Here is a 23417-nt window from a genome sequence, read left to right as displayed (position 1 = left end):
GGTCAACAATTTAAAATAAAGGGTTGAAACATGATACCTTAATCGATGTTGCCTGCTCTCGATTTATCTGTACTTGAGAGCTTCGCAACCTTTTGAAGAATTGCGAGTAAGAGTAAGTTCTGAAACTCAGGCTCTGTTAGAAGCGAAAACCCTTCTGTAGAGATAATACTCTCAAAAAGAGAGATAATATTAATTGCAACAAGAAACCAAAATGCTACGTGGCTATAATTTTTCTTTTCCATGATTATTTACTTTGTCCATGCTTAACTTAAGGTAAAGAAGCAGACCTAAGCCTGCTCGATTAATATTAAGGAATTTCTGGCTCGTTTACCCCATCGTAGAACCCGCTGCCAAGTCCTCTGCCGAATTCATAGGCCAAATCAACCAAAGCCATATAGGTCAATACACGACCTAAGTAACCGCCACTACATTGCATTAGTTCTTCTTGATTCAACTCTTCCATAGCAAAACTCCTTAAGGTAGTAAGAATTCAGCGACATCGTCTAACCAGCGGTTTGACGTCATCACATGACTATAGAAATAACCACCCGCATACCCAGCACCATAATAAAGCTCCTTTTTCAATTTAAGTGATGTGCGAGAGCACTTAGCTAGACTATGACATCAAAGCGATATTGGCGACTGGCCAAGAGTTGGTTTTTATGTTGTCTCGTGAACTAAAATTCATTCTTGCTAAGAAAGGTAATGAGAAGGCTTGATGGTGCTATCTGTTTGTCGTGTTAGGTAGCGCACCATTTAATTGAGGCAATTTCAAAAGCATATTTATTTAACATGGATACGAAAACTGCGCTATGCGTAGCTAGAGTGTCGAAGGCTTACTCTAGCTACTCTGTTCTTATGTCTTAAGCTAGCTTACCTGCCAACTCAGCAGTTTCTTTACCCAAATTTTTAAGCTGCTTAATCGTCTTTTCATCCGTAATTGCGCCATCTTCCATAAGCGTATTTACCTTCGCAATAGCTTTTTGGTTCGGCAGCACCATAGTACCTAGATTTTCAAGTAACATTCTCAGTACCACTAGCACGCGCATGCCACCTAGCCCACCAGCAGACGCAGCCATAATTCCAGCCACCTTACCGCGATATGCTTGTAATGGCTTTTCGCCTTCGCTCATGCGTGATGCCCAGTCAATGGCGTTTTTGAGCAGTGCTGGGTAGCTTGAGTTGTATTCTGGTGAGGCAATAAGAAAACCATCATGACTCATTAGCAATTCTTTGAACGCCTGTGCTTTTTCAGGCATGCCAAACTCGGCTTCCTCATCTTCATTAAACAGTGGCATTTGAAAGTCGGCCAGATCTATAACGGTAACCTCTGCGCCAGCCTCACGTGCGCCGTCAGCGGCAACCTGCATAATCGCTTGGTTGAATGAACCTTTACGAGTACTACCTGCAAAAGCAAGGATTTTAGTCATTTGAGTTTCCTGTCGTTAATTAAAATAGGTTTTAGTTGTTTAGTTTATAAGGCGCTATTGCTCTGTCGGTGCAAATCGAAATGTAATACAGCCATACCTTCGGTAACATGCCACAATTCCGAACATTTTAAATTTCGCTGAATACGCAATTATCTATGTCCATTGGTAAAACGAGCGTTGTAGGGTTGACGCTTATGTTTCGCATAAAAAAAGGCTGACAATCAATGTCAGCCTTTTCAATATCAATACCTATGTTGTACCGCGAACGCTACATTTTTTCTAGTGTTTCGATACCTAGTAGGGTTAATCCTTGCTCTAACGTTTTGGCAACCAGAGCTGACAACGCCAGACGACTATCGCGTACCGCCGGTTCAATACCTTCTTTTAACATCGGGCACGCTTCGTAGAATGACATAAATGCTGAAGCCACATCGTAGAGGTAAGTACATAACACATGAGGCGTCGCTTCACGAGATACAGTACCGATAACTTCTTCAAACTGCATAAGTAACACAGCTAGCGCGTGCTCTTGTTTCTCAACAATATTGATATCCACCGGCATAGTAGCCATATCCACACCCGCTTTTCTGAATAAGCTTTTCACACGGGTGTAGGCATATTGAAGATAAGGCGCGGTGTTACCTTCAAAGCTTAGCATTGAGTCCCAGTTGAACATGTAATCGGTTGTGCGGTTTTTAGATAGGTCAGCGTATTTCACAGCGCCAATACCCACCTTGTGAGCGACTTCTTTAAACTCGTCTTCGCTTAAATCGTTGTCGCGCTCTGCGATAAGCTTACCCGCACGCTCAACGGCTTCATCCAGTAATTCGACCAGTTTAACCGTGCCACCGGTACGGGTTTTAAATGGCTTACCGTCACTGCCTAGCATCATACCAAACGGGCAGTGCTCGTAAGTTTGCTCTTCTTTCATGAAGCCTGCCTTACGGCCTACAATTTCAGTTTGCTTGAAGTGCAGTGCCTGACGCGCGTCAGTAAGAATCAGCGTACGGTCAGCGTTTAACTTGCCGCTGCGATAGCGCATTGCCGCAAGGTCTGTTGTTGCGTATAGATAACCGCCGCCCGACTTTTGAACGATGTAAACCGCAGGGTTGCCTTCTTTATCAGCAAGCTCTGGAATAAATACTACCTGTGCACCTTGGTCTTCTACTGCAAGGCCTTTCGCTTTAAGGTCGCTGATTACGTTGGCTAAATCGTCGTTGTAAGCCGACTCACCCATAATATCTTTACGGGTCAGGCTTACATTTAGCTTGTCGTACACTTCTTCGGAGTGAGCAATAGACACGTCAATGAACTTTTCCCACAGCGCCAGACACTGAGCGTCACCGCCCTGCAGCTTAACTACGTATTCACGGGCGCGGTCGGCAAAACCTTCTTCTTCGTCAAAGCGTACTTTGGCTTCGCGGTAAAAGTCTTCAAGATCAGAGAGCGCAGTTTCAGCCACTTCATCTTGTAGCTTGTCTGAAAGGTGCGCAAGCAACATGCCAAATTGTGTGCCCCAGTCGCCCATGTGATTTTGACGAATAACGTTGTGGCCCAAGAACTCAAGTACTTTAACCACAGCATCGCCGATGATAGTAGTACGCAGATGGCCCACGTGCATTTCTTTAGCCAGGTTAGGCGATGAGTAATCAACAACAATGTTTTGTTCTTTTGACTTAGCAATACCTAAACGTGGGTCGGTTAGCGACAACTCACATTGATTAGACAGCCATTCATCATTTAAATGTACGTTGATAAAACCAGGGCCAGCCACCTCTAGCTTGCTGGCAATATCGTCAAGTTTAACAGTCTTAACAATTTTCTCGGCAATATCGCGCGGCTTTTGCTTAAGCTGCTTGGCTAGCGCCATCGCGCCGTTAAACTGATACTCACCAAATTCAGGTCGAGCGCTGCGCGAAACTGGCACTGGCGCATTTTCTACGCCCATTTCTTGTAGCGCTTCAGTGAAACGGTTAACTAATAGTGCATGTATATTCATAGTATATTGTGTCTTTATTTAATCTTTATTAGCTTAATTTTCGCGCGTGTTCGTAAACTGGATGTCTGGGTAACGCTCTTGCGATAGCTGCAGGTTTACCATTGTTGGCGCGATGTACGTCAGGTTATCGCCGCCATCTAGTGCAAGATTCTGCTCACCTTTACGGCGGAATTCGTCCAGTTTCTTCTCATCATCAGCGTAAACCCAACGAGCTGTCGCTACATTCACGTGCTCATAAAGCGCATCTACGTTGTATTCGGCTTTCAGTCGTGCCACTACCACATCAAACTGAAGCACACCAACCGCACCCACAATCAAATCGTTGTTTGCAAGGGGTCGAAACACCTGTACCGCACCTTCTTCAGATAGCTGAATAAGCCCCTTAAGTAACTGTTTTTGCTTAAGCGGATCTTTCAAGCGAATACGCTTAAATAGCTCTGGCGCAAAGTTTGGAATGCCAGTAAAGCGGTAGTTATCGCCTGACGTAAAGGTGTCACCAATTCGAATAGTACCGTGGTTGTGCAAGCCAATAATATCGCCTGCATAAGCTTCTTCTAGTAAAGCACGATCGCCTGCTAAGAAAGTCAGTGCATCAGAAATACGCACATCTTTGCCTAAGCGACTGTTGCGCATTTTCATGCCTTTCTCATACTTGCCCGACACAATTCGACAGAACGCAATACGGTCGCGGTGTTTCGGGTCCATGTTGGCCTGAATCTTAAAAACGAAGCCACTGAACTTGCCGTCAGTACTTTCAATCGTCCCTTCTTCGGTTTCACGACCAAGTGGTGCAGGTGCCCACTCAACCAAACCGTCAAGCATGTGGTCAACACCAAAGTTACCTAATGCTGTACCGAAAAATACTGGCGTTAACTGGCCTTCACGGAATAGCTCTTGTTCGAATTCGTTTGATGCACCGCGCACAAGCTCAAGCTCGTCACGCAAGGTTTCAGCGAGGTCGCTCCCTACTGCGGTATCAAGCTCTGGGTTATCTAACCCTTTAATGATGCGTACATCTTGAATAGTGTGACCCTGGCCGCTCTGGTACAAAATAGTTTCGTCGCGGTGAAGGTGATATACACCTTTAAAGCTTTTTCCGCAGCCAATTGGCCAAGTAATTGGTGCACACAGGATATCAAGCTCGGTTTCTACTTCATCAAGCAGTTCCATAGGGTCGCGGATATCGCGGTCTAGCTTGTTCATGAAAGTCACAATTGGCGTATCGCGCAGACGGGTAACTTCCATAAGTTTACGGGTTCTGTCTTCTACACCTTTCGCGGCATCGATAACCATAAGGCATGAGTCGACCGCAGTAAGCGTACGATACGTATCTTCAGAGAAGTCTTCGTGCCCCGGAGTATCCAGCAGGTTTACTAAGTGATCGCTATATGGAAACTGCATGACCGAGGTTGTTACCGAGATACCACGCTCTTTTTCCATTTCCATCCAGTCAGACTTGGCATGCTGACCTGACTTTTTACCCTTTACGGTACCGGCAGTTTGCAGGGCGCGCCCGAATAACAATACTTTTTCAGTAATCGTGGTTTTACCCGCATCCGGGTGCGATATGATTGCGAACGTACGTCGCTTTTTAATCTCTTCTAGAAGCTTCTTATCTGACATCAATACTTATCTTCGTTATCTATTATCCCTGTAAACCAATTACTTACAGGCGCGCTTTATAACGGAAAAGCAATGCCTTTCCGCGCAAATTCAATATTGCGGTAAAACGCTTGATACGGCTTGGTAATTAATTGCGCGGATTTTAGCATTTTACTGCACGTAACAGTAGAGCGAAATGACAGAACACACGTCGCTCGAGCAAAAATGGAGAATTTCTTTAAGCACTCCATTCTTTTCAGTACAAAATTCCGATAAATCACATCAAAAGCAACTTTCAATACCAGCAAAACTCTCGAAAAAACAATTTCTTAAATTTTAGCACTACACTCTATTGAAAATGTACAAAATTTATGCGAAGAATATTGAGTGTTCAAAAAACACACTAAAAATAATTAAAGAAAAAAATCAAAGTCAAGGGAGACTAAAATGTTTTCAAACCACAAACTGGCCAAGTCGGTGCGACTGGCCTGCGCGTTTGGCGCTGCTGCATCAATGGCATTTTCTGCCAATATCCACGCCCAAGAAGAAGATGAATCAGAAAAAGAAACCGTTGAGAAAATCGAAGTTACGGGTTCGCGTCTACTTTCAAATCCCAATGTTGCAGCGGCCACACCTGTTTTAAGTGTGTCAGGTGCCGAAGCAGCGGCTCGCGGTAACTTACGTGTAGAAGATTTCGTTAACGTGCTTCCGCAGGTTTTCGCAGGTCAAGCATCAGAAGTTTCAAATGGTTCAACGGGTACTGCAACACTTAACCTTCGTGGTTTAGGTGCGAATAGAACACTAGTACTTATTGACGGCAAACGTCTTCCATATGGCTCTTCGAGTACCAGCGCAGCCAACGTTGACCTAGTCCCTACGCAAATGTTGGAGCGCGTTGACATCCTTACTGGTGGTGCATCAGCGGTATACGGTTCTGACGCGGTTGGTGGTGTTGCAAACTTTATTCTTCGCGACGACTTTGAAGGTGTCGAGTTTGGTGGTCAGTTCAGCACAAACTACGCTGACAACGATAATGGTCTGTATGAAGGCGTGCTAAACGCGGCGCAGCAACCCGTCCCCGGGTCAACAATGGATGGTGACGAAACACTAATTTATACTATGTTTGGCGCTTCATCTGCTGACGGCAAAGGCAACGTAACCATTTACGCTTCTTACGAGGATCGCGAAGAAATCATTCAGGCTGATAGAATTTTCTCTGCATGTACCTTGGGTCAAAGCAACGGCGCATCAAGTTTCGAAGGCTTTGGCTGTGTAGGTTCAGCAAACTTTCGGTTGTTTGGCGGTCCTGGCGGGTTTGCGTTTCAAGAAGAAAACGGCAATATCATCTCTTACGCTGGTGGTCCAACACAGACCTATAACTTCGGTGCAACCAACTTTTTCCAGCGTCCATCAGAACGCTATCATTTCTACGCAAAAGGCGACTATGAACTAGCTGACAACTTAGAAGCTTATGCAGATTTTTCATACATCAACAACACCAGTGATGCCCAAATTGCACCAAGTGCTTCGTTTGGTATAGGTGCCTATGACATCAACTGTGGAAACCCGTTAATTCAAGGTAACAGCGGCATCGCATTTACTGATATTTTTGGTTGCTCGGCTGACGATATTGCGAACGATGTAATTGTTAGCGGAATCACAGCATCTCACCGTAACGTAGAAGGTGGTTCGCGTAATTCTCGTCTTGAAAATAGCGCTTGGCGCTTTGTTGGTGGATTGAACGGTTTCATCGACGACATTTGGGCGTGGAATGTATTTGGTCAAGTTTCTGAAACCCGTGACCAGAGTTCGGCAACTAACGATTTCGTTGTAGCAAACCTTCAACAGGCCTTACTAGCAACAACGGATGATAATGGAAATGTAGTATGTATTGATCAGTCAGGAGGCTGTGTACCCTACAATATTTTCCAACGCCCTGGCGGTGAAAGTTCTGTTACCCAAGCTCAGTTAGACTTTATTCAAGGCATTGGTATAGTAAATGGTGAAACTTCGCAAAAAGTTTTCGGTGCTGATATTCAAGCTAACCTAGGCGATTACGGTATTAAGATTCCTTCGGCAAGTGAAGGTATTGGCGTTCTGTTCGGTATCGAATACCGCAAAGACGAACTAGCCTCTTCTCCAGATGAAATCAGCCAAATACAAGGTGGCGGTTTTACCGGTGTTGGCGGCGCAACGCTCGCTGTTTCGGGCAAGATTGAAGTGCGTGAATTCTTTACCGAGGTCCAGGTGCCACTTGTTTCGGGTGCAGAATTTGCCGAAGAACTCGTATTGAGTGCACAGTATCGTTTCTCTGACTATGACGCAGACGGAAATGGCACTACAAACAGTTTTGACACCAATGCGTATGGCTACCAATTATCGTGGACACCAATAGACGACGTTAAACTGCGCGCTCAATACCAACGTGCGGTTCGTGCGCCTAACGTTATCGATTTATTCACTGGTCAAAATACAGGACTACCCAATCTAAGCCCTGCGGGAACCGACTCTAGCGGCGAGCAGTTGTATGATCCATGTGCAGGTGCAAACCCAATTGCTTCACTTGAAACCTGTGCAAGAACAGGGGTTACAGCAGCTCAATACGGTAACATCCTAGACGTTATCTCTGGCCAAACTCAGTCTCTTACCGGTGGTAACCCACAACTGTCTCCTGAGACTGCAGATACCGTCACGTTCGGTGTTGTAATTACGCCAGCAAGTATCGAAGGCCTTTCTATTAGTGTGGATTACTTTGATATTGAGGTAGAAGATGCGATTTCTGCAGGTATTCCAGCGCAAACTATCTTCGATAACTGTCTTGATTCAGGTGATCCAACCTTCTGTAGCTTAATTACACGCTCTTCAGCGGGTTCACTTGCAGCAGGTACGTTTGGTGTTGGTTTCCAACAAACAAATCTAAACATTGCTACGCTTAAAACTTCAGGTGTGGACGTCCAAGTGGGCTATAACTTCGACACTGAACTTGGTGATGTTAGATTCGACTACGCTGCAACCATGCTTGACGAATTAAGCACTGTACCATTCCCTGGTGGTGATGCCATTGAGTGTGCCGGATTCTTTGGTAACGCATGTGACGCACCAAACCCTGAATATCGTCATAGATTCATGGCTACGTGGAATACTAACCTAGACATTGATATAACTGCGACTTGGAGACACTTCGGTACAACTGATAACGATGATGAAGGTGATACACTTGAAACTGGATTCAGAGCTATCAACTATCTTGATGTCTCTGCTACTTATTTCATGAATGAGAACCTAGAGTTCACTCTAGGTGTTCTCAACCTTCTCGGTGAGCAACCTCCAATTTATTCTGGTGCAGGCCCCGCTCTTGGTAACGGTAACACGTATCCAACAGTTTACGACACTAGCACAAACTGGTTTGCTTCGTTTAGAGGTAAATTCTAAATCCAAATCTCCCTTTGGACCTAAGCCAAAAGCCGTTTATTCTTAATAAACGGCTTTTTTATTTTTTATGAATATTCCACTTCACCCTGTACTTGCTCAGTGCTCAACAGCACTTAGTTAAAGCCTATATATCTGTTACAAACACAGCTTTATATAATTATCCATTTACGCTTTTCCTAATAAGCGCTCAGCTTACAAAATATCATCCTCATCTCAATATTATTTACTTAGCATGCTAAACAATTAAACTAGTTAGCATGCTAAATAAAATCAAGGATGCCGATATGTCATTTTCAGAACCCATGCCACTTCATCTTATTGCGCTTTTTGCCCGTACAGCGCAAAAGTGCAGAAGAGCTGTCACTGAATCTGTCGCACACCTCGACCTTACAGAGTCTAGATGGCGCGTAATGATTCATATGTCGTTACTTGGTGAAGGCTGTACACAGCAGATGGTGGCAGAAAGCTTGGAAATAGAAATGCCTAGTTTAACGCGCACCATCAAGCAGCTTGAAACTACGGGTTTAATCAAACGCGTTACAGGTGATAACGACAAACGAAGTCGCTTGCTTTATTTCACAGATATGGGCAAAGGCCGAATGAATGATATCGAAAGTACGTTAATAGCACTTCGAGATGAAGTGTACGCAGGAGTATCGGACGAGGAATTACGCACTATGGCTAGATGTGTTCAGAAAATTGAAGCCAATGCAGCAAAATTGTTGGAGTCATTTAAGTGAGTCAACGAACACCAGATCAGGAGTTTGCTAGGTATATAAAACTGTCTTTGGTCGGTTTCGCCATCTGTTTTGTCTACTTCATTATTGCAGATATACGCATGCCTATGACGCCACAGGCGAGGGTTTATCATCAGGTCACACAAATCTCACCCCAGATAAATGGGCCTATAAACGAGGTGCTTGTCAAAAATAATCAAACCGTAAAAGAAGGACAGGTTTTGTTCACTATTGACGAAACACCTTACCTAATTGCGCTTGAGAAGGCGCAGATTGCTTTGGCAAATGTGGAACTAGAAAATGCTCAAATTGATGCCAAAGCAGAAGCGATAAGAGCCAAATTAGAGGCAGCATCCGCAATTTACGAAGAGCGTAACAATGAATTTCAACGGCTGCGTTCCCTAAAGCAGACCAAAGTGGTATCTCAACAAAACGTAGATAAAGCCTACGCTCAGCTTAAAAGCGCCGAAGCTGAAATTAGTACGCTTGAAGCCGAACTAAACCAGCAAGTTGTTGCTAGAGGCAAGCAAGGCAACAAAAACCTGAAATATTTAGACGCGGTAAATGCGGTCAAACGGGCAGAATTAAACTTAGCCTATACAAAAATTAAAGCACCGCATAACGGCGTCATGGCAAACATGCAGGTAACTCAGGGTACTTATGCTAAACAAAGTACGCCGCTTGCCTCGGTAGTCGATAATACGTTAGATGTGGTTGCAGACTTTCGAGAGAAATCGCTAACCAATGTAAAGAAAGGCATTCAAGCTAATGTGGTTTTTGATGCGCTACCTGGCAAAGTGTTTAAAGCGAAAGTGGCTGAGTTTGAAGCTGGTGTAAGTGACGGTCAACTCGCTGCCAACGGCACCCTTGCAAGCGTTGAGAAATCGAACCGATGGGTACGCGATGCGCAGCGCCAACGAGTCCATATTAAGCTTGATGAACAAAAAATATCGTTAAAACATCTCACCAGTGGTGCTCGCGCTACCGTACAAATTGTGCCAAACAATCCTGTTGAAAGGGCGGCAGCAAATATTCAAATTCACTTTATAAGCTTACTGCACTTTATTTATTAAACTTAAATTATGGTTTACTAGACATAAAATATGGAATCACAGCTAAGTAAAAATGATGTTCAGCAGATGCTTCGGATCGCGTCAGGTGCCACGTTAGGGTTTGCTATATCGAAAGCGTTGGATTGGCCTAATCCGATATTTTTCACTTTGTATCCAATTCTATTGCTTGGACTGGTGGCCGTTATAAACGGTCACATTGTTCGACAATTTCTTGCCGCAACCATCTTTCCTGCGGCTACTGTTTTAGTGATCTACGGCTTGTTCGGCAGCCACCCATTGCTGATCACACCGCTAATTGCCGCCACTTTTTCCTTTCTGTTTTGGCAGATGAGTAAAGGTACGCTGTATTTATTCGGGGCCTTTTCCCTTGTAGGATTATCGCTGCAACTTCATTTTGCCAGCTACAGTAGTGATGGAATAGATATCTATGCATTGGTCATATCAAACATAGGTGCAGTTCTGTTGGCATTGATAATTGCATTCGCCTTGCATATTGTTTTTCCAGATGAAGCGCCGCGCACGCCTTTGCCCAAAGCGACAAAAGATAAAGCGAGTATTCGTCACGAAGTTATTTTATGTACGACAGTCGCCACATTATCCTTTGCTGTGTTTCAAACCTTTGACTTAGTAGATTCGATATCAGCACAAGCTGCGAGCGTCTTGATACTATTTCCACTTTGTTGGAAAGGCGCAACGATGAGTGGATGGCAACGGGCACTGGGTACACTCATTGGTTGTAATCTTGCCCTGCTCGCCCAGCTCATTTTGCTCAATTATAGTGATACGTTATTTTTTGCTAGCTTTAGCTTGTGGATATTGGTGTTTTTCATTAGCCGGCAACATGTCTTAGGCGGAGGTGGTGCTGGTACTGGCTTCGGTGTGCTTACGACCTTTGGCATTTTGTACGGCCAGTCACTCTCACCTCAGCAGGATATTATTTATAGTGCGCTGTATCGCTTTTCATCGGTAGTGGTTGCCATTGCACTCAGCCTGTGTGTTATTTACGTTGTACATCGCGCTCTCAATGCCTATCAAGTGACACGACATCACACATTTTATTAGCTTCGAGTTCTCTAACGACCTTAATTAGTTATCCACGCTAAAAACGCAACAAGAAATAGGCGATTTACCTATACTTATGTTTTATTTGATGCGTACTAAATTTTTGAAACTATGTGTTATATTGAGTTGTAGATAAAAAAACCAATAAAACAAGGACGATGAATGCTGCGAATATTGCTCGCATGGCTTGTAATAGCATGCTGTTGCCAAACGGCCAACGCAGCTAATTTCAATAACTCACAAACTATGTTGTCTTTAGATAACGATGTAGTTTTTGCGGTAAGTGACTCAGCAATTATAACCGGCGAAGAAGAGTGGTTTTATAGCGCTGATGTTATTGATAGGTCGCCATCACAGTATTTGCATTTCAAAGTTCGTATTTACAATCAGTTAGATACACAAGTTCCCGTCTGGTTTTCAGTTAGTTTCCCTGCAATGAAAACGTTAGTTGTCACCGATGGCAATTATCAATGGGAAACCGGCGACAGTAAACCTTACAGTACTCGAGCGGTAAACACGCCCAACTATCACTTCCCGTCTGTATTGCAGCCTTTGTCTTATACCGAGTTCACCGGCAGCATGTCAGGCGAAATACTTAGATACAGTTTCTCTGTTGCTACACCGGAATATTATAGCAACCTTTACATGAAAACCTTGCAGCGTGATATGGCGTTTTTCGGCGCAATGGGGCTGCTTACTGTTCTCTGTACATTGGGTTTTATTGCTAGCCGCAATTTAGTTTTTCTTAGCTTTGCGTCATTTATCTTTGCCACAACGTTTTGGTTCTTCCGAGTTTTTGGCTATGCATTTGAACTACTGTGGCCTAATACACCAAGTTTGAACGACATTAGCTATGCCGTAAGTATTTACTCTGTTTTGATTACCGCCTTTTGGGTATTGTTTCAGACACTGGCCAGAAACAACCATGAAGTGTACGGGGCAAATACGGTTAAACGTTTTTGCATAGTGCTGCCTTTTATGGGGATTTTACTTTGGCAAACGGTGGGGTTAGATATTGCTTTAAAGCTTCCTGTTGTCCTCTTTTTCCCTTACATACTGATAGCGGGTATAGTTATCGTCGTAGAGCACAAGCGGGGCTCTGATAGAGCCAAGTGGCTTGCTGCCGCAATGTTTCCTGTAGCCTTCAGTACGCTAATTTTGACCGTCATTGCTCTTTTTGAGGTTGACCTTTACTTAGAGCCCATCGCCACTTTTATGTCTGGGCTAGTTATGACATGCCTATTTATGGTTGCACTTACCGCCAGCTATATGGTGAAAGTTGTTCAAAGGGAAAGAGACGCGCAGAAAGAAACTGCACAATTAAAAAGTGAACAGGCATCTAAATTAGAAGCGCTGGTAAAAGAGCGTACCCTTGCGCTCGAACAAACGAATAGCACTCTAGCAGAACTGGCTTCCAAAGATAGTTTAACGGAGTTGCCCAATCGTCGTACGCTGGATATGTTTGTGGACAATACGTTTGATAAAAGCTTACACGATCATGATGCGCTAGCCATTGCGCTAATCGACTTAGATCACTTCAAAAGTATCAACGATACATTTGGACACGATGTAGGTGACGAAGTACTTAAGGGCATTGCTAACATTCTTGCGCCGCTTAATGATGAGGGACAAGTAGCAGCGCGCTATGGTGGTGAAGAGTTTGCCATTGCAAAGCGCGTAAAAGCGCTCAATACAAGCAAGACCACCCAAGCCGACGAGTTTGCAAAGCAACTGGAAACTGTCCACAGTGCCATCAACCAGTTAGCCATTGCATCGATTGATGACAGGAATTTGGGAGCATGTATAGGTTGGACACTATGTAAAGGCTCCGACGATATTGTCGAAGCCTTTAGGCGAGCTGATAAAGCCCTCTACATTGCTAAAGATAAAGGAAGAAACCTAATCGTTCCGGCTTTATGACACGGTTACCACCGCCTTTTGCTTATCTTCTTTTGAAAATTGCAGCGCCTTGTTCAAATTATCAAATTCAAAAAGGTTGGGGATCTCAACCACCAAAGATTGCGCAGCAACTTGTTCAAGTAGAGCTTCACCGTCTTTCACCAATCGCTGCCACTGTGCTAAATCGCCATAATCATGCAGCGCGCCTAGGGCTATTTCATGATAAGAAATAGTGCGCGTAAAAGGCGCATCAACAGGCTCTTCAATCCTGCCTAAAATGCTTACCACGTGCCCATTGGCTTCAAGAAGCGGCACAAGTGACACCGCATAGTCTGAACCATTCGCGTCAAAAAGCGCGTAAAAGGTTTGCCCTTCAGGTTTACCGCGATGGATGGCTTTTACTCCCATCTCATCGGCTTGCTCTTGCGTAAAGCTACCTGAGATAACATGCACACTAAAACCTGCTTGTGAAAGCATTTGCGCCAGCAATTTGTTAACTGCGCCCATACCGCTGACTAACACTTCAGCCCCCTTTCGGACCGGCACTTTACTGAACGCTTGCCAGGCAGTAAGCATTGGACATGGCAACGCAGCAGCTAGTGCAAAATCAACGCTTTCCGGCACCACCATTACGCGGCTAGCATACACCTCACTGTGATCGGCAAAACTTCCGTTTTCACCTAGGCTATGATGGTAAGCCACACGCTTACCCAATAGATTGTTATCTACGCCCTCACCTACAGCGACAACAACACCCGCACCGTCCACACCGGGAATATGCCCTTTTTCCCAGTCGCGCGGATTATCATCGATAAATTTCCAGTCAACTGGGTTAATGCCAATAGCATAGTTGCGCACGACAATACGCCCTGCCTTCGGCTCAGAAAACTCGCGTACCTGCTTTACCAGAGATGCGCCAGCTTGTTCAAATTGCCAAACGTTAGCTTGCATAAAAGCTCCTTAACACAGTGATTTTTCCGATTAGTCCCACGCAGGTGAAAAATCTGGGTTAGCTTGACGGTCGCCACAATCTAGCGCGTCAATCTTTGCGATATCGTCAGCGCCTAAGGTAAGTTCAAGCGCTTTGAAATTGGTTTCCAGATTCTTGCGCTTAGTCGACGATGGAATAGTGACTAAACCATGGGCCAGCTCCCAGGCTACCACTACCTCAGCAGTGCTCACGCCGTGCTTATCTGCAATTGCAATGATGGTCTCGTCTTTTAACACTTTACCAACAGCAAACGGCATATATCCTGTCACTGTGATACCGTGTTTCTCACACGCTGCACGCACTTTTTCATTAGTAAGATAAGGGTGTACCTCTACCTGATTCGTGGAAATAACGCCCTCGCCCAAGATACTCACCGCTTCTTCAATTTGTGCCACGGTAAAGTTAGAAATACCAATTTCTTTTGTGAGTCCCAGCTCCTTAACGCGCAGCAATTCACCTAGGTACTCTTCCATGCTTTCGCCGTTTTCCGGTGACGGCCAATGAATAAGTAGCAGGTCAACGTACGACAGTTGAAGCTTTTCCAAACTCTCTTTTACGCTATCCACAAAGCTTGCTTTATTCAGCTTGTCATTCCACACCTTAGTGGTGACGTATAGGTCTTCACGTGCAACAAGATTGTTTGCAATAGCGTCTTTAATAGCGCGACCTACCGCTTCTTCATTGCCGTAAATTTGCGCCGTATCAATGTGACGGAAACCCACTTCAAGTGCCATTGTCACGCTGTTATAGGCTTCATCGTCTTTTAAGCGAAACGTGCCTACACCTAGCGAAGGAATTTTAGATTGTGACTGATTTACATTCGGCATGATGCCTCCTTGTTGGTTCCGTTATTTATGAAAGTGAGGTAACACCTTGTCAGCAATGCGCTGCATAGCGCCTTCTACTGGTTGCGTATTACGTCTGAAGTGCAGGCCAATATGATCAACCCCCGCATCTTTCATTGCATTGAGTTCTTTGATAAGCCCCTTTACACCAGTTTCAACCCCGAATCGGTGGCGTTTTATGGGCGCTTCGTCGTCTTCAACCAAATTAAGATGAATAAAACTAACGTAAGGCTTATTGCCCGCGACATTTCGCCATAGTTCTACGCGCTTTGCATGGTCGTTTGGTGTACCTGGATACGCCAACCAACCGTCCATATTTTCTCCAACCCACGGAGGGCTTTGCTGAGCGAGACCTGCAACGTACAAAGGCGGCGTGGTTGAGCGCGGTAACAGCGACATGCCAGGCTTAAGGGCATTCTCACCGTGTTTTACAATTTCAAGTGACTGCCTGAATTGCTCGCCGCGACTGTCAAAATCGACATCGAACAACGGATACTCAACCGGTCTATCTCCACTAGCGACACCGAGTATAAGGCGGTCGTTACTTAGCTGCTGCACCGTTGCTGCCGCCTTTTTAACAAGCCATGGCTGCCTAAGAGGTAAAACAACAGCGGCTGTGCCTAATAAAATATTGTCTGTGATACCCGCTAAATAGCCCAGGTAAGTGAAGGTTTCGAAAACCTGAGCGGCGTCACCAAAGCTAGGATCGTAAACTGGTACATCTCGTACCCACGCGGCTTTAAACCCTAATTTGTCGGCTAGCTGAATACGACTGTGATGCTCGGTCATATCAGGTACGCCGAATGGCGTACCTTTTGTGGCGTCGAAATGCGCCCAGTCGTTATCTAGCGGAAGCTCTACACCTACAGAGAACGTATGTTGTGCAAGCTTATCAAAGGTATTTGTCGTCATTGTGACCTCCCTACGCGCTCGTTGTGTTATTCGCCGTATTTGCAGTACCGAGTGCACGCTTGTCTAAATAGCCGCTGTAGCGAGTAACGACCAAGGCTGCGACAGAAATAAGTGCACCAATCCATGCGGTATCTGATAACTGCATACCGTCTACAATTGCACCGCCCAGAATTGAACCCACTGCTATGCCAATGTTAAATGCCGCAATGTTTAAACCTGAGGCTACATCAACAGCATTTGGGGTAAACTTCTCTGCTAATTGAACAACGTACACCTGAAGTCCTGGGACATTGCCAAAAGCAAAGGCGCCCCACACTAAAACGGTGATCACTGCGGCAACTTTACTGCCCATGGTAAACGTCAGGGCAAACAAGATGACTGCAAGGGCTGAAAAGATGATAGTTAACGCGCGGATTGGGCCTTTTTTGTCAGCAAGCTTGCCGCCATAAATATTGCCTACCGCGACAGATACACCGTAAACCAGCATAATTAAGCTGATGGCTGAGGGCGCAAACCCCGCCTCTTCCTGCAATATAGGAGCGAGGTAGGTGAATGCCGTAAACGTGCCGCCGTACCCCAAAATCGTCATTAGATACACTAATACCAGACGAGGCTGAACCAACACTTTCATTTGTTCACCCAAGGTGGCAGGCTTACTTTGTTTAAGATTGCTCGGTACCAACAACGCACTACCAATCAACGCAAGCGTACCTAGCGCAGACACCACAAGGAAGGTTGCTCTCCAACCGAAGTTTTGACCAATCCAAGTTCCCAAGGGTACACCGGTCACAAGAGCTACGGTTAAACCCGTAAACATAATGGCAATAGCACTGGCCTCTTTTTCTTTCGCCACAAGCCCAGTAGCAATAGTGGACCCTATGGAGAAGAACACTCCGTGGGCAAGGCCTGTCAGTATGCGGGCTAAAATTAAGCTCTCGTAGCTAGGGGCTTGCCAGGCAAGAATGTTACCTGCCACAAATAGCGCCATTAAGCTAAGCAGAACGTGCTTTCTATTCCACTTCCCCGTAAGGGCGGTAAGAACCGGTGCGCCAACGGCAACACCAACGGCGTACAAGCTTACCAATAAGCCTGCGCTCGGTAACGTAACGCCAAGATCGGTAGCAATGGTAGGCACAAGCCCCACTATCACGAACTCTGTTGTGCCAATAGCAAACGCACTTAACGTTAACGCAAATAATGCAATAGGCATTTCAATTATCCTCAAAAAGTAATTAACGAGATGGCTTGATTAACAACGCCACCATTGGCTTCTAGAACGAACAACTACACCGTTTTTTGAAAGCCATTAATAAAGTGCGTACAGTTTGACGATAAATTTATTTGCAAAAAACAGCACTAATGACAAAATACTTTTGCGATATTTGAAAATATAAGGTGTGCGATGCCAGTCTCATCAAAAACTGAAGATTTAGAAGCGTTCTTAACCGTTGTGGATACAGGTAGTTTTTCCAGTGCTGCCAATCTACTCAATCAGCAGGTTGCAAAAGTGAGTAGAGCGGTTACCCGTCTTGAAGATGGCTTAGATGTAACTCTATTGAATCGCACTACCAGACGGCTAGAGCTAACAGAAGAAGGTGAGCTTTTCCTGCAATATGCCAGAGACGGGCTAAATATATTAGAAAAAGGTGAAGAAGCATTACGACTATTAAAGCGCGCCCCTTCCGGAAAACTTCGGGTCGATGCTGCGAGCCCGTTTGTATTTCACCAGCTAGCGCCGTTAGTGGGCGAATTTCGAGAAGCATTTCCTGACATTACACTCGATATCACCAGTCACGACAGCATTATCGACCTGTTGGAGCATAAAACCGATATCGCAATACGTATTGGTGATTTAAGCGACTCTAACTTGCACGCTAGACGTTTAGGAAAAAGTAAGCTGCATATTGTGGCGAGCCCACAGTACCTTGAAAAATATCCTATATCTGAAGGTGAGGATGGAATTAGCACGCTAAACAAACACAAACTGATTGGCTTTAGCGACTCACCAAGTCTAAATAAATGGCCGCTCAAGCAAGATATTAACTTGCAGTACAGTCTTCGTGCGTCAAGCGGCGAAACTATTCGCCAGCTGTGCTTGGCAGGTCAAGGTATCGCGTTACTTTCTCACTTTATGGTACACAAAGATATCAGTGCAGGCTCGCTGGTAGAGCTATTTCGCGACGATATCGTCAGTCCAAACCGCAGAGAGCCGGTACAAGCGGTATACTATAAAAATAGTGCAGTATCGTCTCGTATCTCTGCGTTTTTAGATTTTATACAGCCTCGACTAACTCTTTAACTTACCTTTATTTCGCGTGGCCTTTACCTAATATCTTTTTAAGTGTGCTTTGAGGAAGGCCATTTACTATTAGCGCGGCTATCATCAATATTGCACCGGCCATAACCATAGGCAGTAGCGTTTCTTTAAGCAATATCACAGAGCTTACATAGCCCACTATCGGCGTAAGTGTACTAATAAGCACGATTTTATCTGGGGGTAATTTAGGCCCCGCCGCTACCATGAGTCCAAAACCGAGACCCGTTGCCACTGGACCAATGTACGCCAGCAGTAACCAATCGCTTATATCGTAAGCCCCAAAATTAGGTGTTGGTTCAACTATCAGTGCAATAGCAAGCATGGCGAGACCTGCGATGGTAAACTGCCAGAAGACAGCTTCAATGACGCTTCCCTTCCACTTGTGAAAAGACACTCTTCGAATAGCGACCGCCCACAATGCAGATGCCAGCAACATACCAAAGAGCGGTAGCCATGCGCCCGGTTGTCCCGAAGCAAATAAAATCATTGCACAGCCAATGGTAGATATACCGGTTAGAATTAATCGCTTAGAAGGCGGGCGTTGCCGATACCATAGGGTGTCGATAAGCAGCATCCAAAGCGGTGTGGTGTAAATAAGAATACTGGCCGTGCCGGCAGGAATAAACTGCAGTGAGACAGTAATAAGCCCCATTGATAGGATAAACTGGAAAAAGGCAACGACAAACACCACCGAGCGATCTTTACGATTGAGCACCGGTAAACGTTTTTTGGTGATTAATACAAACAACGCAAGTACGGGAAGACTTAACAAAAAACGTAAGCACACCATCCATACAGGCCCCACAATCTCGAGACCTAACTTCATACCAGGCCAATTAAGTCCTAAGCACAACACCGCAACCAAAAGCATTTTAATACCTTTTGATTGCTCTTTTTCCGCCACCGATGATGAAGACATGCGTTTTAAAAAATCCAATTACACGAACTGCGTTAAGAGAAGTTTCTACCGCCCGGTAAGCTGAATGTAGGCGGAGAATTTTAAGGGCGCAAATATAAGTGAATTAGCATGGGATTAAAACCTTCCTGACCGTGTAAATACGCCAATTTATCGACCAAATGGTCAACTTTTTAAAACCTTGTGGAAACTTTGCTATACGGGTGGTTAATCACTGATAAACACTTTGACTTACAGGTACAATGCAACAGACAGCAGCTTCCGCTCCCCTCTTTCTATTTTGCTTACGCTGTGCATGTACTTATCTGGCCGAAAAAAGTAAATGCGGTTAAAGAGATTAAAGATGACTTTCTCTGCCCAAAATTGACCGCCGCGCTTCGGCTTTTTTAGTACTACATTAAATTTAAAGTAACGCCCGCTGCCCATAGGGTCATTATGCTCTAACACGCTATGACCCTCTTTGTAGGTAACCACATTTATAGCAAATCGTTTTGAAGAGATTAAAGCCTTGTTGAGCACTTTAGCCATGCTATTTCTACCTTTACTGATGGGAACGTATCCTAATTTAAACACGCGAGGCTATGGTCTGGAAGCGTATGCTGAGTTCGGATAATGCTTTGATATACGCGAAACGTATATGCCTAGGAATACGAAAGCTAGGCTAAGGTGGGGTTTGTCCACTTCATGATTTTAGCGTTTTCTTTTTGCGCGCTGTTTCCATTACTTTTGTCTTTCCCGTCATCATTACTTTTTACGGTGTAATAATTTTTGCGGGTTTCTATATGCTCAAACCCCGAGCTCTCATAAAGCGCAATAGCAGTATGGTTACTTTCACGCACTTCTAGCCACATTTCACGCAGTGCATTATTCACCGATGTCTCAATGACAAAATCAACTAAAGCGCGACCTATACCCTTGCCTCTAGCGCCACTGTCTACCGCAATATCCATCAGCGTAGCTTCATCAACAACTTCAAGCATGATGGCATAGCCAACAATCTTGTCACTATCAAAGGCGAACACCCCGTAATAGGGTTTGGTGAAACAATCCGCGAAGGTACTTAGTTTCCAAGGCGACACTTGTGCCTCTTGATGGATAGCATGCGCAAGTTCAATGTGCTCGTTAAAGCCTTGTGGCGGTACGATTGTTAACTTCATCGACGCGACTACTGGCCGTTAGCGGAGTGATTTAATGCGCGTGCTGCGCTGATAAGCTGCGCCCACAGCTCCCTTTTTTGCACAGTTGTGAGTTTTAGCGGTGTGGCTGGCAATATAATGGCCGTTTCGGTTACCGATAGCGTACGGCCAATCATTATGGTGTTAGCCCACTGTGACGGTATACCCAACTGAACACAGGCTAGCTGCAAATCTTTTAGCCATTGCTGTGATTTTGCTTTCTGTTCGGCACTTAACGGAATACCTTCAGGCGATACCGGCCCTTTTGCGCCCATAGACTTTGTTAAAGACTCTTGCGAGGTAACCGCATTGTCGAAAGACGGCGAAATGTTGTGTGACTGTGAAGCACCTGTTTCGGTTTGCCCTACTTTCCCTTCATTGTGCGACGCGCCAGGTGTGGAAAGTTTTGCTGCCCCGCCGTCTTTAGGCTTAGCCTTATCTTTCGCGCTACTGCCAACATTTGCCCGCAACTGAGCAAGACGTGATTGCTTTTCTTCTTGAGATATTGGCGTTGAAGGTGGCTTATTGGTTTGAGCGTTTTGGCTGAAGGGTAATTGTGTCGATGAACTACTACCAGTGCCGACGTTGCGTTGTACTGCATTAGTATTGTTTTGTTTCGCTTGGTCTTTCTGCTTTAGCTCAGTGTAGGCTTCTTTGGTGATCCAAACCGGGATCCCCATTTCCTGTAAAACCGCCTGCTGATATGAAGTAAGAGACATTGCGCAAAAACACCTAACGTGGTTAGTTCATTGTATTTGTTTAGTTTACTAAAGTTGCAGGCTTGGTTGAATAACTATCGCGTTCTTTTGTTCGGATTGCACCTGCTGTTTAATGCTCAAGCGTTAATTCATAAGGGTTATTCGCGAATTTATAATGCCTAGCCCTTGGTATAAGAGGAAATAAAACAGCTGCAGAAAATTAAGCACTAGCAACAGAAACCAATAAAATTGAAGAAGAATTTAACAAAGAAACGATTTAGGGTTTGAACGTAAACGTTCACAAGAAGAGAAAGTGGCAGGGGTGGAGGGACTCGAACCCCCAACCATCGGTTTTGGAGACCGCTGTTCTACCAATTCGAACTACACCCCTAGCGCGCTGTGCATTATACGGATGACATTAAAAAGGTAAAGCCTTTTTATCACTACCATGCACTGCATGCTTAATTAACACGCAATGCGCTGTTTTTTCAATCGAATAACGTCAAATATGCCTTTTCAAGCTAACTATTAAACTGGCTTTACCCAAAGGCAAGCCTATAGCGCTTCACGCTTTGCGTCTAGTTACTTTTATTCGCATTAAGCGCAGCAAACCACAGGTCGTTTGTTATATGAACAATGTTGGAATGTAGCTTAAATTTATCCAATGCATCGCATTTGTCGATATTCAGGACGTTTGCGTAGTGAGCAACTAATTCTTCGCTTTCATCCACGTCGAGTTTATTGATAAGGCTGCAGCTTGCTAAATCGAAGTAACGATTTCCCATTGCTGCATACTCCCAATCAATGATCTTGACTGCGCTCTCTTTATCAAGCAATAGGTGATTGATCAATAAGTCGTTGTGGCACAACACGCAGTCTTCATCGTCTTGTTCGCTTTTAATTACGCTCTTTTCAAGAGCCTGCGCCTTCAAGTAAAGCTCACTATTGGTATCAAGCTTTGCAACATTGCTGTAATGCTGCCATCTTGCAATTAGATTTAATGGCTTGGCGGTAATAGACAGCGAATGAATACGCACGAGGGTTTCAGCCAACGTGTGTACAGGACGTCTAGTTGAAGAAAGCTCATCGCTTGCATTATGACTTTCCCACTGTTCTACCCAGATGGTTTCTTCATCGCTTAACCAAATTGGCTGCGGCGCTATCCCTACTTCATACAACTGTTGCTGCAAAGCAAACTGATGTTTGCGTTTCACACCACTGAAATCATCATCGCCCAGCCACTTAACGGCTAAATCGATGGGGACATCTTCAAGCTTTTGATGAGCAGTAATTTGAGGATTACCTTCACTTAAACTTAATAGGCTATTTGCTGGGTCTTGAACGCGATAAACACGGTTTACCGCACCAGCAGGATGTACCGTAACCTCTGCACTCTCGCTAAGATTAAGCGCCTTTTGCAGCGTGGCGATGATATCCAACCTGTTCACCTTGTTTTTTATATTGTACTAGCCATTGGTAATACCCAAATACCGCAAAACCAACATAGCCTAAGAACAGGCAGGCAGACAATGCATACCCCACTTGCAGGTATAAATAGGCGGACGCTAGATTAATGAAAAACCAGTAAACCCAGTTTTGCAGAATTTTATGTGCCACCATAAATGTGGTAACCACACTCAGTAAGTTAATGCTTGCATCTAATAGTAGGTACTCACTATTAAATTGCGAACCAGCCACTTCTGAAAGACCCCAAGCAAGTAATAGCATGCTTGGGACAATGATCAAGTGCAACCACAGCGGCCAATGAAGCACTGGCTTAACCTCGCCCTCTTCCGCCCCTTTCGACCACTGATAATAACCATACCCCGCCATTATCATGTAAAAGAAGTTAAGTGCCGACTGGAATGGCAAGGTTACTTGCCAAAATAGCCAGGTGTAAATTGCTGTACTTACAAAGGCGCACAGCCAACACCAGCTATTTTGTTTAGCTGCTAATAATACATACGCGATGGCAAGTACAACCGCTACCCATTCTAACAATGAAGTAGCGGCAATTTGAGAAGTAAACTCTGAAAAGAAGTTAGCCATTAAGATGACTTTCTTGCTTGCATAGCATCGAAATTTAAAAACTTAGCAACGAATATAGCCTGCCCCACTTCTTCGTGAGTTCTCTGCATTTCGTCGCCGAGTATTTTCATTACTACAGCGTAATCCCCCGTAACCTGGGTGCTAGTAGAGCATGTTGTCACCGTGATATCGCTATAGCTATTTAACCTATCAATAAAGTCTTGAATAGGCGGAATATATTCGTTAACCAAAGGGTACAACGACAGTTCAACCATAACTTGCATGTCTGTTTCCTTTTATT

22 protein-coding genes and 1 tRNA gene are annotated in these 23417 nt (G+C 44.7%); 6 read left to right on the top strand and 17 right to left on the bottom strand.

The window, feature by feature from the left end; all coding sequences use genetic code 11:
- Positions 1–38: 38 nt before the first annotated feature.
- The 5 genes from ACYX4M_RS12435 to prfC all read right to left on the bottom strand — a co-directional run bounded on the left by ACYX4M_RS12435 (position 39) and on the right by prfC (position 5052).
- On the bottom strand, positions 39–242 hold the full coding sequence (locus tag ACYX4M_RS12435; RefSeq protein WP_476080343.1) for a hypothetical protein: 204 nt from the start codon (positions 240–242) through the stop codon (positions 39–41).
- 65 nt (positions 243–307) lie between these two features.
- A complete protein-coding gene (locus tag ACYX4M_RS12430) occupies positions 308–463 on the bottom strand; it encodes a hypothetical protein (protein WP_334057634.1) in 156 nt (51 codons plus the stop codon).
- 400 nt (positions 464–863) lie between these two features.
- Positions 864–1430, bottom strand: coding sequence for an NADPH-dependent FMN reductase (locus ACYX4M_RS12425; protein ID WP_476080342.1), 567 nt, complete (start codon positions 1428–1430; stop codon positions 864–866).
- 268 nt (positions 1431–1698) lie between these two features.
- Positions 1699–3429 carry an arginine--tRNA ligase gene (argS, locus tag ACYX4M_RS12420; RefSeq protein ID WP_476080341.1) on the bottom strand — a complete coding sequence of 577 codons (1731 nt, stop codon included), beginning with the start codon at positions 3427–3429 and terminating at the stop codon, positions 1699–1701.
- Between the two features lie 33 nt (positions 3430–3462).
- Entirely contained in the window at positions 3463–5052 is a 1590-nt protein-coding gene (gene prfC / locus ACYX4M_RS12415; protein WP_476080340.1) for a peptide chain release factor 3, read from the bottom strand.
- A gap of 426 nt (positions 5053–5478) precedes the next feature.
- Between prfC and ACYX4M_RS12410 the strand changes: the two genes are divergently transcribed.
- The 5 genes from ACYX4M_RS12410 (at position 5479) to ACYX4M_RS12390 (ending at position 13255) form a co-directional block, all read left to right on the top strand.
- Complete coding sequence (locus ACYX4M_RS12410) at positions 5479–8463, top strand: TonB-dependent receptor plug domain-containing protein (RefSeq protein WP_476080339.1); 2985 nt, start codon at positions 5479–5481, stop codon at positions 8461–8463.
- Between the two features lie 284 nt (positions 8464–8747).
- The gene (locus ACYX4M_RS12405; protein ID WP_476080338.1) at positions 8748–9203 is read left to right on the top strand and encodes a MarR family transcriptional regulator; all 456 of its coding nucleotides are present in this window, start codon (positions 8748–8750) and stop codon (positions 9201–9203) included.
- Positions 9200–10273: an HlyD family secretion protein gene (locus ACYX4M_RS12400; protein ID WP_476080337.1), complete on the top strand. Its 1074-nt coding sequence runs from the start codon at positions 9200–9202 to the stop codon at positions 10271–10273. Before ACYX4M_RS12405 ends, ACYX4M_RS12400 begins: the two co-directional genes overlap by 4 nt.
- Positions 10274–10303: 30 nt before the next feature.
- Positions 10304–11335 carry a DUF2955 domain-containing protein gene (locus ACYX4M_RS12395; RefSeq protein ID WP_476080336.1) on the top strand — a complete coding sequence of 344 codons (1032 nt, stop codon included), beginning with the start codon at positions 10304–10306 and terminating at the stop codon, positions 11333–11335.
- 162 nt (positions 11336–11497) lie between these two features.
- Positions 11498–13255, top strand: coding sequence for a diguanylate cyclase (locus ACYX4M_RS12390; protein WP_476080335.1), 1758 nt, complete (start codon positions 11498–11500; stop codon positions 13253–13255).
- On the opposite strand, the gene ACYX4M_RS12385 is transcribed toward ACYX4M_RS12390, so the two are convergent.
- The 4 genes from ACYX4M_RS12385 to ACYX4M_RS12370 are packed head-to-tail and all read right to left on the bottom strand — an operon-like array spanning position 13250 to position 17192.
- The gene (locus tag ACYX4M_RS12385) at positions 13250–14185 is read right to left on the bottom strand and encodes an alcohol dehydrogenase catalytic domain-containing protein (protein WP_476080334.1); all 936 of its coding nucleotides are present in this window, start codon (positions 14183–14185) and stop codon (positions 13250–13252) included. The two genes, ACYX4M_RS12390 and ACYX4M_RS12385, sit on opposite strands and share 6 nt — an antisense overlap.
- A gap of 30 nt (positions 14186–14215) precedes the next feature.
- The gene (dkgB, locus tag ACYX4M_RS12380) at positions 14216–15052 is read right to left on the bottom strand and encodes a 2,5-didehydrogluconate reductase DkgB (protein ID WP_014978653.1); all 837 of its coding nucleotides are present in this window, start codon (positions 15050–15052) and stop codon (positions 14216–14218) included.
- Positions 15053–15073: 21 nt separating this feature from the next.
- Entirely contained in the window at positions 15074–15982 is a 909-nt protein-coding gene (locus tag ACYX4M_RS12375) for a TIGR03571 family LLM class oxidoreductase (RefSeq protein WP_476080333.1), read from the bottom strand.
- Positions 15983–15992: 10 nt separating this feature from the next.
- Positions 15993–17192, bottom strand: coding sequence for an MFS transporter (locus ACYX4M_RS12370; RefSeq protein ID WP_476080332.1), 1200 nt, complete (start codon positions 17190–17192; stop codon positions 15993–15995).
- 192 nt (positions 17193–17384) lie between these two features.
- On the opposite strand from ACYX4M_RS12370, the gene ACYX4M_RS12365 reads away from it, so the two are divergent.
- Positions 17385–18281: a LysR family transcriptional regulator gene (locus ACYX4M_RS12365; RefSeq protein ID WP_474873690.1), complete on the top strand. Its 897-nt coding sequence runs from the start codon at positions 17385–17387 to the stop codon at positions 18279–18281.
- Between the two features lie 7 nt (positions 18282–18288).
- On the opposite strand, the gene ACYX4M_RS12360 is transcribed toward ACYX4M_RS12365, so the two are convergent.
- The 8 genes from ACYX4M_RS12360 to ACYX4M_RS12325 form a co-directional block, all read right to left on the bottom strand.
- Entirely contained in the window at positions 18289–19218 is a 930-nt protein-coding gene (locus ACYX4M_RS12360; RefSeq protein ID WP_476080331.1) for a DMT family transporter, read from the bottom strand.
- Positions 19219–19446: 228 nt separating this feature from the next.
- Positions 19447–19743: a hypothetical protein gene (locus ACYX4M_RS12355; protein ID WP_014948713.1), complete on the bottom strand. Its 297-nt coding sequence runs from the start codon at positions 19741–19743 to the stop codon at positions 19447–19449.
- 128 nt (positions 19744–19871) lie between these two features.
- Positions 19872–20372 carry a ribosomal protein S18-alanine N-acetyltransferase gene (rimI, locus tag ACYX4M_RS12350; RefSeq protein WP_476080330.1) on the bottom strand — a complete coding sequence of 167 codons (501 nt, stop codon included), beginning with the start codon at positions 20370–20372 and terminating at the stop codon, positions 19872–19874.
- An 8-nt stretch (positions 20373–20380) separates the two neighbouring features.
- Positions 20381–21109 (bottom strand): alanine acetyltransferase, encoded by a 729-nt coding sequence (locus ACYX4M_RS12345; RefSeq protein WP_476080329.1) that lies wholly within the window; start codon positions 21107–21109, stop codon positions 20381–20383.
- 293 nt (positions 21110–21402) lie between these two features.
- Positions 21403–21479: transfer RNA gene (locus ACYX4M_RS12340), tRNA-Trp, on the bottom strand.
- 187 nt (positions 21480–21666) lie between these two features.
- Entirely contained in the window at positions 21667–22527 is an 861-nt protein-coding gene (locus ACYX4M_RS12335; protein WP_476080328.1) for a phosphotransferase, read from the bottom strand.
- Positions 22493–23137, bottom strand: coding sequence for a nicotinamide riboside transporter PnuC (gene pnuC, locus ACYX4M_RS12330; RefSeq protein WP_334057600.1), 645 nt, complete (start codon positions 23135–23137; stop codon positions 22493–22495). The genes ACYX4M_RS12335 and pnuC overlap by 35 nt, the downstream gene beginning before the upstream one ends.
- On the bottom strand, positions 23137–23400 hold the full coding sequence (locus tag ACYX4M_RS12325; RefSeq protein WP_476080327.1) for a hypothetical protein: 264 nt from the start codon (positions 23398–23400) through the stop codon (positions 23137–23139). Before ACYX4M_RS12325 ends, pnuC begins: the two co-directional genes overlap by 1 nt.
- Between the last annotated feature and the right edge of the window lie 17 nt (positions 23401–23417).

The organism is Alteromonas sp. ABV4_150, from assembly GCF_056311745.1.
Note: the sequence above shows the minus strand (reverse complement) of the source record. Positions and strands in the feature narration are given on the sequence as shown.

What these genes read in the sequence shown, in the direction of transcription:
- ACYX4M_RS12390 (WP_476080335.1), top strand. Translation starts at nt 11,498, where the DNA reads ATGCTGCGAATATTGCTCGCATGGCTTGTAATAGCATGCTGTTGCCAA.
- ACYX4M_RS12405 (WP_476080338.1), top strand. Translation starts at nt 8,748, where the DNA reads ATGTCATTTTCAGAACCCATGCCACTTCATCTTATTGCGCTTTTTGCC.
- argS (WP_476080341.1), bottom strand. Translation starts at nt 3,429, where the DNA reads ATGAATATACATGCACTATTAGTTAACCGTTTCACTGAAGCGCTACAA.
- ACYX4M_RS12355 (WP_014948713.1), bottom strand. Translation starts at nt 19,743, where the DNA reads ATGGCTAAAGTGCTCAACAAGGCTTTAATCTCTTCAAAACGATTTGCT.
- ACYX4M_RS12425 (WP_476080342.1), bottom strand. Translation starts at nt 1,430, where the DNA reads ATGACTAAAATCCTTGCTTTTGCAGGTAGTACTCGTAAAGGTTCATTC.
- ACYX4M_RS12430 (WP_334057634.1), bottom strand. Translation starts at nt 463, where the DNA reads ATGGAAGAGTTGAATCAAGAAGAACTAATGCAATGTAGTGGCGGTTAC.
- ACYX4M_RS12360 (WP_476080331.1), bottom strand. Translation starts at nt 19,218, where the DNA reads ATGTCTTCATCATCGGTGGCGGAAAAAGAGCAATCAAAAGGTATTAAA.
- ACYX4M_RS12325 (WP_476080327.1), bottom strand. Translation starts at nt 23,400, where the DNA reads ATGCAAGTTATGGTTGAACTGTCGTTGTACCCTTTGGTTAACGAATAT.
- ACYX4M_RS12410 (WP_476080339.1), top strand. Translation starts at nt 5,479, where the DNA reads ATGTTTTCAAACCACAAACTGGCCAAGTCGGTGCGACTGGCCTGCGCG.
- pnuC (WP_334057600.1), bottom strand. Translation starts at nt 23,137, where the DNA reads ATGGCTAACTTCTTTTCAGAGTTTACTTCTCAAATTGCCGCTACTTCA.
- ACYX4M_RS12365 (WP_474873690.1), top strand. Translation starts at nt 17,385, where the DNA reads ATGCCAGTCTCATCAAAAACTGAAGATTTAGAAGCGTTCTTAACCGTT.
- ACYX4M_RS12370 (WP_476080332.1), bottom strand. Translation starts at nt 17,192, where the DNA reads ATGCCTATTGCATTATTTGCGTTAACGTTAAGTGCGTTTGCTATTGGC.
- dkgB (WP_014978653.1), bottom strand. Translation starts at nt 15,052, where the DNA reads ATGCCGAATGTAAATCAGTCACAATCTAAAATTCCTTCGCTAGGTGTA.
- ACYX4M_RS12375 (WP_476080333.1), bottom strand. Translation starts at nt 15,982, where the DNA reads ATGACGACAAATACCTTTGATAAGCTTGCACAACATACGTTCTCTGTA.
- ACYX4M_RS12435 (WP_476080343.1), bottom strand. Translation starts at nt 242, where the DNA reads ATGGAAAAGAAAAATTATAGCCACGTAGCATTTTGGTTTCTTGTTGCA.
- ACYX4M_RS12385 (WP_476080334.1), bottom strand. Translation starts at nt 14,185, where the DNA reads ATGCAAGCTAACGTTTGGCAATTTGAACAAGCTGGCGCATCTCTGGTA.
- rimI (WP_476080330.1), bottom strand. Translation starts at nt 20,372, where the DNA reads ATGAAGTTAACAATCGTACCGCCACAAGGCTTTAACGAGCACATTGAA.
- ACYX4M_RS12395 (WP_476080336.1), top strand. Translation starts at nt 10,304, where the DNA reads ATGGAATCACAGCTAAGTAAAAATGATGTTCAGCAGATGCTTCGGATC.
- ACYX4M_RS12345 (WP_476080329.1), bottom strand. Translation starts at nt 21,109, where the DNA reads ATGTCTCTTACTTCATATCAGCAGGCGGTTTTACAGGAAATGGGGATC.
- prfC (WP_476080340.1), bottom strand. Translation starts at nt 5,052, where the DNA reads ATGTCAGATAAGAAGCTTCTAGAAGAGATTAAAAAGCGACGTACGTTC.